This is a genomic window from Bradyrhizobium sp. 613_E4_N2_2 (assembly GCF_052075995.1).
Classification (GTDB): Bacteria; Pseudomonadota; Alphaproteobacteria; order Rhizobiales; family Xanthobacteraceae; genus Bradyrhizobium; species Bradyrhizobium barranii.
In genome coordinates, this window is sequence record NZ_CP197234.1 from 775,265 (window position 1) to 787,805 (window position 12,541).

The 12,541-nt window shown below is 64.4% G+C and carries 12 protein-coding genes and 1 pseudogene; 9 read left to right on the plus strand and 4 right to left on the minus strand.

Translation table 11 applies throughout. The features are described from left to right. Position 1: 1 nt before the first annotated feature. From AB7290_RS03640 to AB7290_RS03650, 3 genes are all read right to left on the minus strand, one after another. Positions 2-1,969, minus strand: coding sequence for a carbohydrate porin (locus AB7290_RS03640; protein WP_085404098.1), 1,968 nt, complete (start codon positions 1,967-1,969; stop codon positions 2-4). Between the two features lie 396 nt (positions 1,970-2,365). Then, positions 2,366-2,629 (minus strand): hypothetical protein, encoded by a 264-nt coding sequence (locus tag AB7290_RS03645; RefSeq protein ID WP_028170409.1) that lies wholly within the window; start codon positions 2,627-2,629, stop codon positions 2,366-2,368. 139 nt (positions 2,630-2,768) lie between these two features. Further along, positions 2,769-3,575, minus strand: a complete 807-nt coding sequence (locus AB7290_RS03650; protein WP_085402679.1) for a creatininase family protein — start codon at positions 3,573-3,575, stop codon at positions 2,769-2,771. Positions 3,576-3,714: 139 nt separating this feature from the next. Here AB7290_RS03650 and AB7290_RS03655 point away from each other — a divergent pair, with 139 nt between their 5' ends. The 7 genes from AB7290_RS03655 to AB7290_RS03685 all read left to right on the plus strand — a co-directional run bounded on the left by AB7290_RS03655 (position 3,715) and on the right by AB7290_RS03685 (position 9,980). Then, on the plus strand, positions 3,715-4,737 hold the full coding sequence (locus AB7290_RS03655) for an ABC transporter substrate-binding protein (RefSeq protein ID WP_085402695.1): 1,023 nt from the start codon (positions 3,715-3,717) through the stop codon (positions 4,735-4,737). A gap of 10 nt (positions 4,738-4,747) precedes the next feature. Continuing rightward, complete coding sequence (locus AB7290_RS03660) at positions 4,748-5,563, plus strand: ABC transporter ATP-binding protein (protein WP_085402678.1); 816 nt, start codon at positions 4,748-4,750, stop codon at positions 5,561-5,563. Next, positions 5,560-6,378, plus strand: coding sequence for an ABC transporter permease (locus AB7290_RS03665; RefSeq protein WP_085402677.1), 819 nt, complete (start codon positions 5,560-5,562; stop codon positions 6,376-6,378). Before AB7290_RS03660 ends, AB7290_RS03665 begins: the two co-directional genes overlap by 4 nt. After that, entirely contained in the window at positions 6,378-7,367 is a 990-nt protein-coding gene (locus AB7290_RS03670) for a 2-hydroxyacid dehydrogenase (protein ID WP_085402676.1), read from the plus strand. Before AB7290_RS03665 ends, AB7290_RS03670 begins: the two co-directional genes overlap by 1 nt. Next, a complete protein-coding gene (locus AB7290_RS03675) occupies positions 7,367-8,059 on the plus strand; it encodes an AprI/Inh family metalloprotease inhibitor (RefSeq protein WP_085402675.1) in 693 nt (230 codons plus the stop codon). Before AB7290_RS03670 ends, AB7290_RS03675 begins: the two co-directional genes overlap by 1 nt. 99 nt (positions 8,060-8,158) lie before the next feature. Then, positions 8,159-8,566: a YciI family protein gene (locus tag AB7290_RS03680; RefSeq protein ID WP_085402674.1), complete on the plus strand. Its 408-nt coding sequence runs from the start codon at positions 8,159-8,161 to the stop codon at positions 8,564-8,566. 133 nt (positions 8,567-8,699) lie between these two features. Beyond that, a complete protein-coding gene (locus AB7290_RS03685) occupies positions 8,700-9,980 on the plus strand; it encodes an RNA polymerase sigma factor (RefSeq protein WP_085402673.1) in 1,281 nt (426 codons plus the stop codon). Positions 9,981-9,994: 14 nt separating this feature from the next. On the opposite strand, the gene AB7290_RS03690 is transcribed toward AB7290_RS03685, so the two are convergent. Continuing rightward, positions 9,995-11,383: a peptidoglycan-binding protein gene (locus AB7290_RS03690; RefSeq protein ID WP_085402672.1), complete on the minus strand. Its 1,389-nt coding sequence runs from the start codon at positions 11,381-11,383 to the stop codon at positions 9,995-9,997. Positions 11,384-11,651: 268 nt separating this feature from the next. Between AB7290_RS03690 and AB7290_RS03695 the strand changes: the two are divergent. Beyond that, positions 11,652-12,025 (plus strand): annotated as a pseudogene (locus AB7290_RS03695) (hypothetical protein). Positions 12,026-12,189: 164 nt separating this feature from the next. Continuing rightward, positions 12,190-12,510, plus strand: coding sequence for a hypothetical protein (locus AB7290_RS03700; protein WP_063980706.1), 321 nt, complete (start codon positions 12,190-12,192; stop codon positions 12,508-12,510). Positions 12,511-12,541: the final 31 nt, after the last annotated feature.

Genomic DNA, 12,541 nt, shown 5'->3' on the forward strand with positions numbered 1-12,541 from the left:
GCTAGAACTCTGCGTGCAGGCGGCCCGAGAAGATCGAGACCGGCCCGCGGTCGGCGTTATAGGCCGGGTTTGTGATCAATTGATAGTCCGCGGTCAGCGTGACGTTCTTGTTCACCGAATAGGCATAGTAGGCCTCAAGGATGCGCTCCTTGCGGTAGTTGAGAGCGCCGTCGCCGATGAGAACACCGAGGCCGCCGGCGGCCAGGAAGTCGCGATAATCCTGCGAGATGGCATTGACCGCGCCGCCGATGCCGACGACGTCGTCAGGCCGGCCCCATTTCGTGCCCTTGATCGACAGTCCGCCGGCTAGGCTGCTGTTGATGTCGGTGAAGGCGAGTGTTTCGGTCTTGCCGTCGTTCCAGCTCCAGCGGCCGAACAGCCCGATATCTTCTGTGATCGCCTGCTCGAGGTTGACGACGTAGCCGACCTTGAGGCGGCCGCGGCGGGTCTGCGCGATGTCGAGATTGAGCGCAGGATTGTCCAGCGTCTCGCGGAAGCTGCCCATGTTGGCGCTGTCGACCCAGCCCATGGTCCTGAGCTTGCCAGGTTGGCCGAGCAGCGAGAACCGCGTCTCCAGCTCGATCGCGTACTGACCGCGTTCCCCGACCCTGGTGTCGAAATGATTCGAATTGGACTCCGCGACCATCAGGAAATAGCCGCCGCGCAGCGCCCATTGCTTCTGGTTGAGCTCGGCGGTGACGCCATAGGTGAGACCGACCTTGTCGGCGGAATAGTCGAAGGCGCCCGGCGCCCACAGCGACCAGTTCATGAAATCCTTGCGGGTGTCCTTGGCAAAGGCATTGCCGTCGAACACGTCGATCACCGCGAACTTGCCGGCCTGCACTATGAGGCGGGAAATGTCGACCTTCTGCGCAAGCTGCAATTGGCCGCTCGCGAGCTCTTCCTGCTCGCCGCCAAAGCCGAACGTCTGGCGCACGAACAGCCGCGAGGTGTTGTAATGCGGATAGGGGAAGTTCGACTTCTGCGCTTCGCCGTTGGGGAAGCCTGCCGCGCCCACCGTGTCGTTCAGTCCAAATCCCTGGAGCAGTTCGGGATTGTAGTAGACCTCGCCGCCGTCCCACAGCCGCGCGTTCAGGAACAGGCTGTTGCTCCAGGTCGCCTTGGCCTGGGTTGAAGGCGAGAGCGAGTTTGTTCCGCTGTAGAGAGCGGGGAACGACGGATAGCCTTGCGGCAGATAAGTGCTCTGACCGTGAATCTCCCAGCGATCCGATTCCGTGTCGATCAGGGAGCTCTTCGGATTGTAGCTCGGCATGCCCGGCCAATCGACCTTGCGGTTGAGCCCGAGCCTGATCGACTGGAAGTCGAGCGACGAGGAGGTGTATTGGGCCCCCGTGGAGAAGGCGACGTTGGCGCCGTCGAAGCGGCTATAGAGATATTCGAGCCGTGCGCTCCAATGCGGCGCGAAGCCGTATTCGATGCCGGCACCCGCGATCCAGCCGGGCCGCGTGTTCAGGATTTTCGGGACGTCGCCCGCGGCCGGCGTGTCGAAATAGCGCTCGCCCATCCACGCAAAGCCGCCGGTGGCATAGACGAGCCATGGACCGCTGGTGTAGCCGACGCGGCCGCGCAGGCTGGCGGTGTAGTCCCACTGCTGGATGACCGTGTTGGCAGGTGTCGCGAGGAAGGAAACGATCGAGTTGGAGGTGATGTAATTGGGAAACGAAAAATCGCCTTCGACGCCGACGAGCCAGCCGGAGTTGAGCCGGTAGTTGTAGCCGGCCTGCACGCCGCCGATCATGCCGCTGAAGACGCCGCTGCCGTTGATCGCGGTGCCGTCGTTCAGCGCGAAGCTGGACGAGCCACGGCTGTAGCCGGCATGCGCGCCGATATAGAGGCCGGTCCAGTCATAGACCGCTTTCAGCGCCGGCGCCTTCAGCGGCAGATCGGCCGCGTGTACGGCGGCGGGAAAAGCCAGCACGCCCGAGGCAATCGCCGCGGCCGTTCGCAAATACCGGTGTCGGTGACCTCTCAACTTCAAAACGCACGCCCCCAAACGCGAATGTGTCCCATTCGCCGCGATATCCCTGCAGATTCGCGGCGGCCCTGTCACGAAGTCTTGGTTGTTCACGCGATCGGACCAGACGATCCCGATTCGACGCGATTTCTTCCCAAGCCCCTGTGCCTGCTATCAACCTTATTGCGATTAATTCGCAATAGCAACTGGCGCCGATTGCCGCAGCGGATGGTTCGCACTCTTGTGTGACGGAGCTGCAACAAATTCTCAGGTCCAAAATGAATGACCCGCCCGGGGGGACAGCCGGGCGGGTCGGGGGCACGACACGGGGTGGATGAGGCGCCCGTGTCGAACGCAGGATCCACGTGAGATCGGCCTCAGGTACCCAAATCAGTAGCAAGAACGAACGCGGCCGACGTACTGGCCAAAGGCGTTGTACTGGGCGACCCAGCCGCAGCGGTGATAGCCGTAGTAATAGGGGTCGTTGCTGGCGGCGATCGCGGAGCCGACGACGGCGGCGGTGGCGATGCCGGCACCCACACCCCAGACCCAGCCGGGCTGCTTGGCTTCGGCCGAGGAGGTGGTCGACACGATGCTGCCGGTAACGGCGAGGGCAGCGAGCGCGACGGCGGCAATCCTGGTCTTGATCGACATGTGAAACTCCATCAGGGTTGAGGCGGTCCGTTGTGGCCCGCGTGCCCAGTTGGACGGAGGCTTGTCGCGTCCGGTTCGAATCCCGCAAAAGCAGGCGTGTAGCCCGGCTGTTTCCTGAATGATTCCAGTCGGATGCGAGCTAGCCGAGAGGCCCTTTGGCGAGCCTGTTCACGTCGAAGTTATCGACCTCGGCGAGCAGCTCGCAAAAGGCGCGTGCCCCCTGATCGACGAGCTGCTCACCCTTCTCGGGGACGGCCAGCGTCGCATTGCCGATCGCCCCGCTCGTGTGGAGATCCTGCGCCTGCCAGGCGAACGGCGCGGGCCGCTGCGTCGACAGCCAGCGATACTGCTTGTCCATGGCGATGCTGCTCGCGGGAAAATCCGCGATCGCATCCTTGCGCACCTGATCGGGATAGCGCGCCAGCATGATCGACGTCTCGACGGCGCCGCCGTGAATGCCGTGGCGCACTTCATCCGCCGGGAACAGTTTCTCCGCGCCCGACAGCCGCGACCACGACGTCGTCACCACAAAGAGCTTGCGATGCGCGCGAAGATCCTGCGCGACCAGCATCATTGCCGCGCTGTTGCCGCCATGGCTGGTGATGATGACGAGCTTCTTCAAGCCGCGCCGCGCGACGTCCTCGCCGATTGCGGTCCATCGCTTCAGCGCCACCTCGGTCGGCAGCGTCTGCGTGCCCGGAAAGTCGATATGCTCGGTGGAAATCCCGACCGGTTCAACGGGCAGGAACGTCGCCGGAACATTTGCGGGCAACAGCTCGCGCACGCGCGCGAGATACGCGTCCGCGATCAGCACGTCGGTCTCGAGCGGCAGATGCGGGCCGTGCTGCTCGGTCGCCGCCAGCGGCAGCACCGCGATCCAGCGCGACACGTCTGCAAGGCTCCCATCGGCCCAGTTGATGTCGATCCAGTCGCGGGACGGCGTCATCGTGGTTTCTTTGCCCGAATTTGTCGCGTATTTTGGGGTTATCAGGGGACGCGGGCCTGGCCGGCTCGCGTCCCCGAACTTCATGCGGTTCTATCGCGTTGCCCTCACATCGGCCAGCCACGATCGACGGAGTGCCATCATGACCCCCTCTCATCTGCGGCGAGCGTTAACGGCGAGCTTGATGGCCGCTTTCGTCTCTCTCGCGCCGGTGCGTGCAGAGACGCTGGACAAGGTCACCTTCGGCACGAACTGGGTCGCCGAGGCGGAGCATGGCGGTTTCTTCCAGGCGGTCGCCGACGGCACCTACAAGAAATACGGGCTCGACGTCACCATCGTTCCCGGCGGTCCGAACGAGAACAACCGGATGCTGCTGATCGCCGGCAAGATCGATTTCTTCATGGCCGCGAACACGCTGATGTCGTTCGACGCGGTGGCGAATAACGTCCCCGTCGTCACCATCGCAGCGGTCTTCCAGAAGGATCCGCAGGTGATGCTGACGCAGCCGGACGCCAAGGTCGCCAAGATCGAGGATCTCAAGCCGCTGACTTTGTTCGTCTCCAAGGAGGGCATGACCAGCTACTTCCAGTGGCTGAAGTCCGAATACGGCTTCAACGAGAAGAACGTCCGTCCCTACAATTTCAATCCGCAGCCCTTCATCGCCAACCCCAAGAGCGCGATGCAGGGCTACGTCACCTCCGAACCCTTCGCGGTCGAGAAGGCCGCCGGCTTCAAGCCGAATGTGCTGCTGCTCGCCGATTACGGCTTCAACACCTATTCGACCCTGATCGAGACCCGCCGCGACATGGTCGAGAAGAAGCCGGACCTGGTGCAGCGCTTCGTCGATGCCTCCATGGTCGGCTGGTACAATTACATCTACCGCGACAATTCCGCGGGCAATGCCATGATCAAGAAGCTCAACCCGGAGATGACCGACGAGCTGCTCGCCTATTCCGTCGCCAAGATGAAGGAATACGGCATCGTCGATTCCGGCGAGTCCTTGAAGAACGGCATCGGCGCGATGAGCGACGAGCGCTACACGTCCTTCTTCAACAAGATGGTGAAGGCCGGCGTCGTGAAGGCGGATCTCGACTTCCGCAAGTCCTATACGCTGCGCTTCGTCAACAAGGGCGTCGGCGTCGAGCTGCGCCCGAGCAAGCCGTAGCGCAAGGTCCATGTCATCCGTCAAAAGCTCGTCCGGGGTCGAGGCCGGACTGACGGCTCTCGCCGTCAGCCTGCGCGGCGTGACGAAGGCGTATGACAATGGCGTCATGGCGCTCGGCCCGCTCGACCTTGCCGTTCGCAAGGGCGAGTTCATCTCGCTGTTGGGCCCGTCCGGTTGCGGCAAGTCCACTGCGCTGCGCCTGATCGCAGAGCTCAGCGCGCCATCGTCCGGCATCGTGCGGGTGGCGCGCCACGAGGGCGATGTGCTGCCGGGGCATGGCATCGGCTTCGTGTTCCAGGAGCCGACGCTGATGCCCTGGACCAGCGTGCGCGAGAATGTGCGGCTGCCCTTGAGGCTCGCAGGCGTTCCGAAGGCGGAGGCGCGCGCGCGGGCAGATGAGGCATTGGCCAGCGTGGGTCTTGCCGATTTCGCCGATGCTTTCCCACGCGAGCTCTCCGGCGGCATGAAGATGCGAGTGTCGCTGGCGCGTGCGCTCGTCACCGACCCTGATATCCTCCTGATGGATGAGCCGTTCGCCGCGCTCGACGAGATCACGCGCTTTCGCCTCAACAACGACCTGCTCGCGCTGTGGCGAGCCCTGGGCAAGACCGTCATCTTCGTCACCCATTCGGTGTTCGAATCCGTCTACCTGTCGCAGCGGGTCGTGGTCATGACCGCGCGGCCCGGCCGCATCCAGGCCGATATCCGCATCGAGACGGTCGAGCCGCGCGGTGAGGAGTTTCGGACCTCGGCCGCCTATTCCAATTATTGCCGGAAAGTGTCGGCCGCGCTGGCGCCGTCCTATTCGGGAAAATCGATGCTATGAACGCGCAAGCTACCGTCACCGCAAAACCATCCGGCGCGCAACGCGCGATGCGCTTCGTGCTTCCCGTCATCGTGTTCGCAGCCGGACTCGCGGCCTGGGAACTGGTCGTCCGCATCAAGGACATCCCGCCTTACGTTCTGCCAGCACCCTCCGTCATCTTCCTGACCTTGATCAAGGACTGGGCGGTGCTGTCACAATCGCTCGCGACCACGCTGCTGACCACGCTCGAAGGTTTTGTCGCCGCCAGCATCGGCGGCATCGCGCTGGCGCTGCTGTTCAACCAGTCGAAATGGGTGGAATATTCGCTATTCCCCTATGCAATCGTCCTCCAGGTGACTCCTGTCATCGCGATTGCACCGCTGCTCCTGATCTATCTGGAGCAGCAGACCGCGGTCGTCGTCTGCGCCTTCATCGTTGCCTTTTTCCCGGTGCTGTCCAACACCACGCTCGGGCTGAATTCGGTCGATCGCAACCTTGCCGGCCTGTTCCAGCTCTATGGCGCCTCGCCGCCGCAAACCCTGCGCTTCCTGAAGCTGCCGGCGGCGCTGCCCTATATCCTCGGGGGCCTGCGCATTGCCGGCGGCCTGTCGCTGATTGGCGCGGTCGTGGCTGAGATTGCGGCCGGAACGGCCGGCGCAGGCTCCGGACTCGCCTACAGGATCGCCGAATCCGGCTATCGATTGAACATACCCCGCATGTTCGCAGCGCTGCTGCTGTTGTCGCTGGCCGGGATTGTCATCTATGGGGTGCTGGCGCTAGTTTCCCACCTCGTTTTACGGCGCTGGCACGAGAGCGCGCTTGGAAAGGAAAACTGATGACTACCGGTTCGATTTCGTCCGAAAAGATCGACCTTCTGATCTATGGGCCGGTGCGGCCAATTCTCGACAACGGCTTTTCCGATCATTTCGTCGTGCACAAGGCGGAGACCCGGGGCGATCTCGAGCGGCTGACACCGGCGATCCGCGAAAAAATCCGCGGCGTGGCGGTGACCTATCACACCGTGCGTGCCGACAGGGACTCGCTGTCGCAATTGCCCAAGATCGAGATGGTGGCGAGCTTCGGCGTCGGCTACGACCACGTCGACGCCAAATACGCGGCCGAGCACAACATCATCGTCACCAACACGCCCGACGTGCTGACCGAGGAGGTCGCCGACGTCGCGATGGGTCTTCTGATCTCCACCGTGCGTGAGTTCATCAAGGCCGACCGCTACGTCCGCTCCGGCCTCTGGCAGACGCAGAACTATCCGCTCAGCGTCGGCTCGCTGCGCGACCGCAAGGTCGGCATCGTCGGCATGGGCCGGATCGGCCAGGCCATCGCGCGCCGGCTCGATGCCTCGCTGGTGCCGGTGGTCTACCACTCCCGCAATCCGTCGAAGGACGTCTCCTACAAGCACTATCCCGATCTGATCGAGATGGCGAAGGCGGTGGACACGCTGATGGTGATCGTGCCCGGCGGCGCCTCGACCAACAAGATGATCAATGCCGAGGTGCTGAAGGCGCTCGGTCCGCGCGGCGTGCTGGTCAACGTGGCGCGCGGCTCGGTGGTCGACGAGGCGGCGCTGGTCCAGGCGCTGAAATCAGGCACCATCCTCGCCGCCGGTCTCGACGTGTTCGCGGCCGAGCCGAGCGTACCGGACGAGCTCAAGACCATGCAGAACGTCGTGCTGCTGCCGCATATCGGCTCGGCGTCGGTGGTGACGCGCAACGCGATGGATCAGCTCGTGGTCGACAACCTCAAGTCCTGGTTCGCCGGCAAGGCGCCGTTGACGCCGGTTGCGGAAACGCCGTTCAAGGGGCGCTGATGAGAGGTCTTCGGGTCGTTGCATTCGCCGTCGCGGCCTGCGTGGCCGCGATCGGCATCGCGCATGCGCAGGATGCGACGACCCTGAAGAAGACGATGCCCGGGCAGTGGGAGCTCTCGACCACCGAGCGCAGCAAGACCTGCGTCGTCACGATGAAGGGCGATGCCGCGGCGCAGGGTTTCAAGCTGGAGCTGGAGCCGGCCTGCAAGACCACGCTGCCCTTTACGAAGGATATCGTTGCCTGGAGCGTCAGGGGCCTCGACATCGTTCGTTTGCAGGACGCGACCGGTGAAGCCGTGATCGACTTCACCGAGGTCGAGGCCGGCATCTTCGAAGGCCTGCGGCAGGGCGAGGGCGTCTACATCCTCCAGGATCTCGCCGCCGCCCGCTCGATGGCCAAGTCGATGGACCAGATGATCGGCGACTGGTCGATGGTGCGCGGCAACGGCCAGCCGGTGTGCGGGCTGACGCTGACCAACACGGAAGCCGGCCCGGACAATTTCCAGGTCTTCGTCAAGCCGAAATGCGATCCGGCGATCGCTCAGTTCAATCCGGCGCAATGGCGGCTCGAGCGCGGCCAGATCGTCCTGATGTCGAAATCAGGCGAGGCCTGGCAGTTCGAGGCCGATGACAACGCGCAATGGCGGCGCGTCCCCGATACCGCCGATCCCCTGATCATGCTGCGGCAATAAATCTTCCGGTCGATGTCGATTTAGCCAAGGCTCAATCGTCACATCCATAGCGAGCCGGTTTGCAGCCGGAGCGGCTGCTGCTCGCCAAGGGAGTTTTTCATGCGCTTCATGTACATCGTCACCTCCAGCCAGCCGATGGCTGCCCCGAGCCCGGCGCTGATGGAGGCCATGCAGGACATATCCGAGCGGGAGATCAAGGCCGGTCGAATGATCGACAATGGCGGCCTGATGCCGCTTGCGACCGGCGCACGGGTGCGAATCGTCGACGGTGAGCTCAGCGTCATCGACGGCCCCTTCGTCGAGGCCAAGGAAGTGATCGGCGGCTATGCCATTTTCGAGCTGCGCGACAAGGCGGAAGCCGTGGCCATGGCGAAGGAATTCATGCAGCTGCACCTCGATCACATGCCGGGCTGGGAGGGGACCTGCGAATTACGGGCATTCGCCACGCCGGGCGTGGAGATCGCCTGCCAGGTCGACGCGCAGTCCAGGGTGGCTGCCCACGCCTGATGGACACCACCGCTCGTCCTGGAGCGTTTTCTCGCGAAGTGAATACCGTTTCGCGTCAAGAAAACGCGTCAAAACAAGAATCTAGAGCCCCGTTCCGATTCCATCGGAACGGAAAGGGCTCTGGTCGGCGGCGATGACGACCGCCGACATCGATCACGCGATCCGCGCCGCGATTCACGCAACCTGGCGCGTCGCGCAGCCACGGCTGATCGCCACGCTGTCGCGCATGCTGCGCGACGTGCCGCTGGCGGAGGAATTGACCCAGGACGCTCTGGTCGCAGCGCTGGAAGCGTGGCCGCACAGCGGGGTGCCGGACAATCCCGGCGCCTGGCTGGTTGCGACGGCCAAGCGCCGCGGGCTCGATCATCTGCGCCGGGCAAAGATGCTCACCCGCAAGCAGGACCTGCTGACGCACGAGCTGATGCAGGAGCAGGACGCGATGCCGGATTTCGACGCCGCCCTCGACGACGATATCGGTGACGAATGGTTGCGGCTGATCTTCACGGCCTGTCACCCGCTGCTGCCGCGGCAGGCCCGCGCGGCGCTGGCATTGCGCATGATCTGCGGCCTGACCACCGACGAGATCGCGCGCGCCTTCCTGGTCACGGAGGCAACCATCGCCCAGCGCATCGTCCGCGCCAAGCGCACGCTGTCGCGGTCGGGCCTGAGCTACGAGATCCCGGGCGGCGAGGCGCTTTCGGAGCGTCTCGCCTCGGTGCTCGAGGTCGTCTATCTCATATTCAACGAGGGCTATTCGGCCTCAGGCGGCGAGGAGTGGCTGCGGCCGCAGCTCTGCGACGAGGCTCTGCGCATGGGGCGGGTGCTGGTCGGGCTCGCGCCCCTCGAGCCCGAGGTCCACGGTCTGATGGCGCTGATGGAGCTGAATGCCGCGCGGAAGCAGGCGCGCACCGGCATCGATGGCGAGCCCATCCTGCTCATGGACCAGGACCGCAGGCTCTGGGACCGGCGCCAGATTGGTGGCGGCCTTCGCGCGCTCGATCGCGCGCGCGAGCTCGGTGGTGCCGGCCGGTTCTACACGCTGCAGGCCACGATCGTCGCGTGTCACGCGACGGCGGAGACGGCCGCTGCCACCGACTGGCGCCGCATTGCGGAACTCTATGGCCAGCTTGCGGCGCTGGTGCGCTCGCCGGTGATCGAGCTCAACCGGGCGGTCGCGCTTGGCATGGCCGAAGGGCCGCAGGCCGGTCTCGATCTCGTGGACATGATCGCTGACGAACCGGCGCTCGGGGCCTACCACCATCTCCATTCCGTCCGCGGCGACCTCCTGGAGAAGCTCGGCCGCTTCGCCGAGGCGCGATTATCGTTCGAGACCGCCGCACGTCTCGCGAACAATGCGCGCGAGCGCGTGTTGATGGAGCGGCGTGCGGCAGCTATTGCCAATGCCGACGGCTGAAGACGCAAACGGCTTTACGTCGTCGGCTTCGGCGGCGGCGCGGTGCCTTGCGCCCACTTCTCGAACTTGCCGAGCACGCCCCAGGCCGTGAGCGCCAGCGAGATCGGCATCGCGAACTGGCCGAGGCCCGGCACCGCCGATACGATCGTTCCGAGCAGTCCGGCAATACCGCCTGCATTCGGGCTCGCGGTCACCGAAGAGAGCAGCGCAGTGAGCACCGAGCCGCCGATGCCAAGTGCCGTCTTCTTGCCGTCGAGCAGCTTGCCGATGGTCTCGCCGAGCGCGCCGTTGACCTGGCCGAGCATGGGCTTGCCGTCCTTGTTGAGCAAGGTGCTGAGCAGGTCGACGACCTGCTTCAACTGATCGACGGGGGCCGGGTTGGTCGGACTGACCGGTCCTGGCACGGGCGCCGTCTTGTTGATGAGGGAGAAGAGCCGTTCGAACAGGCTGATCGGATCGTTGGTGGCGGGCAGCGTGTTGCCCGGTGTCGTCGTTCCCGGTGTTACGCCGCCGGCTGCCGGTCGCAGCAACTGTGCGAGGTCTTCCAGCCGCTTCAGGACCTTGGAAATATCGCCACTCGGCAGGGAGCCTCCCGCCTGCGTTGCACGCGTGAGCGCCGCGACCGTGGCCCCGTCGAGAAGCCCGGTATCCCTCAGGCCGTTCTGCTGCTGAAATTGCGAGACCGCGGCCCCGGTCTTCGGTCCACTGATGCCGTCCTCGACGAGCGGCGGATTGGCGCCGAGCTTGTTGAGCGCCTGCTGCATCAGAACAATCGTCGACGCGGCATCGTCCTCGGGCTCGGTGCGGCCGGCGAATTGCGGGCTACCGTCGAGGGTGATCGAGGAATCGAGCGACATCATCGCATGCAAGATCACCGCCGTGCCGAGCTGGGAATCGACGTGGTTCGAGTCGAACACGTGGTCGCGGACGAATTTGCCGGCCCTCGCCTCGGGCGGGCCGTACAGCGTCGAACCGCCATAGAGGTAGGGCGAATTGCAGCCCTTCGAGTGATAGCCGAAGCCGTTGAACGCCTCGAGCCGGAACAGCATCCGCGCGATGCCCCAGTCGTGGGCGCCGATGAAGTTCTCGATTCTGAACGCGTCCACGGCGCCGTCCACGAACGTGGTAAAGGGGCCGCGCCCCTTCGGAACGATGCTCGTCACGCGATGAAGCGTTTCGCCGTTGCCGAGATAGGTGTCGAAATCGAAGTTGGATTCGCGGTAGTGGCACAGCGCGGCAAAATACCAGGGGACTCCGGTCAGCCGCTCGATCTGCTGATAGGTCGCCTTGCCGTTGATCGCCTTGCGCGCGACTCCATTCGCGTCGGCGAGGCGGGAAGGCCGGATCTCGAGATTGGACCAATTCCGCTCGTACTCGCTTTTCAGATTCTCGAATGAGACCATCTTCCGCTCCCGAAAATTGATGAATTATCGAAATTTCGTGCAAGTCAGATATGGACGAGGCGCCGTGATAGGGGTGTGACTCCAACGGGATCTCCGGCAAATGTGGCAGGTTGCCGGCCCGGCGCATGTGAAATGGCTTACAGCCTGGGCGGGAAAATGTGCCGCAGGACGGGACCCGCGCCTTCGCCGGCGGCGCGACCCGCCAGTGGGGGAACCGGCAAGGTCGTTCGTCCGTTAGCATTTTAGATGATGCGGTAGGGAGCCCTGCATGGCCAAGCGCGTCCTCGCGATCGGCATCGAACCCGGCAGTGCGGATTACAGCGCATTCCGCAGCTCACGCCGGAGCTCGTGCGCCATTACATCGAAGCGCAATTGCTGCGCCTGCGTGATCTCGGCTACGAGGTCACGAGCTGCCTGATCGATCTCGACGCGACCGCCGAAGCCGGCGTCACGGCCGCACTGCGCGACGAGCGCTTCGACTGCATCGTGATCGGCGCGGGGCTGCGCGAGCCGAAAGAGCGCCCGCTGCTGTTCGAGAAGGTGCTCAACCTCGTCCATCAACTGGCGCCTGACGCCGCGATCTGCTTCAACTTCACGCCGGCCGACACCGCCGAGGCCGTGCAGCGCTGGATCTATCCCTGACGTCCGATTGGCCGGCCTGTGCGTCGCTCGCGGCATGGTTTGAGCCGTCTTCGCGCTGCGCCTCCGGCGCCATCGCGTAGGCGTCGCGAGCCGCGCTGCCGGCTATTTGTCTGGTCCGAATCCGCTTCCGGCGCTATGACTGGCTCATCACAGGGAGGGCGAGCATGCTTCGAGGTCTTCGCATTGGAAGTTTTGGAATCGCGGCATGTCTGACGGTCGCGATGGCGATGCCGGCGCATGAGGCTGCAGCCCAGGATGCCATCGGCGGTGCGATCATCGGCGGTGTCGGCGGGGCGATCCTCGGTGGTGCGCTCGGCGGAGGCCGCGGCGCCGCAATCGGCGCCGTCGTCGGTGCCGGCACGGGCGCTGCGATCGCTTCCGAGGGCGAGCGCCGCCGCTCCGGTTACTACGCCTATCAGCGCGGCTGTTATGTGCAGCGTCCCGACGGCTATTACGTCCGGGTCAGCCAACGCTATTGCTATTGATCGATCAACCGCCGGCGCCCACAGGATTGAC

Bases quoted from the DNA above. Each gene is read 5' to 3' on its own strand.
- AB7290_RS03665 (WP_085402677.1), top strand. From the start codon at position 5,560: ATGAACGCGCAAGCTACCGTCACCGCAAAACCATCCGGCGCGCAACGC.
- AB7290_RS03655 (WP_085402695.1), top strand. From the start codon at position 3,715: ATGACCCCCTCTCATCTGCGGCGAGCGTTAACGGCGAGCTTGATGGCC.
- AB7290_RS03675 (WP_085402675.1), top strand. From the start codon at position 7,367: ATGAGAGGTCTTCGGGTCGTTGCATTCGCCGTCGCGGCCTGCGTGGCC.
- AB7290_RS03645 (WP_028170409.1), bottom strand. From the start codon at position 2,629: ATGTCGATCAAGACCAGGATTGCCGCCGTCGCGCTCGCTGCCCTCGCC.
- AB7290_RS03690 (WP_085402672.1), bottom strand. From the start codon at position 11,383: ATGGTCTCATTCGAGAATCTGAAAAGCGAGTACGAGCGGAATTGGTCC.
- AB7290_RS03650 (WP_085402679.1), bottom strand. From the start codon at position 3,575: ATGACGCCGTCCCGCGACTGGATCGACATCAACTGGGCCGATGGGAGC.
- AB7290_RS03685 (WP_085402673.1), top strand. From the start codon at position 8,700: ATGACGACCGCCGACATCGATCACGCGATCCGCGCCGCGATTCACGCA.
- AB7290_RS03660 (WP_085402678.1), top strand. From the start codon at position 4,748: ATGTCATCCGTCAAAAGCTCGTCCGGGGTCGAGGCCGGACTGACGGCT.
- AB7290_RS03680 (WP_085402674.1), top strand. From the start codon at position 8,159: ATGCGCTTCATGTACATCGTCACCTCCAGCCAGCCGATGGCTGCCCCG.
- AB7290_RS03670 (WP_085402676.1), top strand. From the start codon at position 6,378: ATGACTACCGGTTCGATTTCGTCCGAAAAGATCGACCTTCTGATCTAT.
- AB7290_RS03700 (WP_063980706.1), top strand. From the start codon at position 12,190: ATGCTTCGAGGTCTTCGCATTGGAAGTTTTGGAATCGCGGCATGTCTG.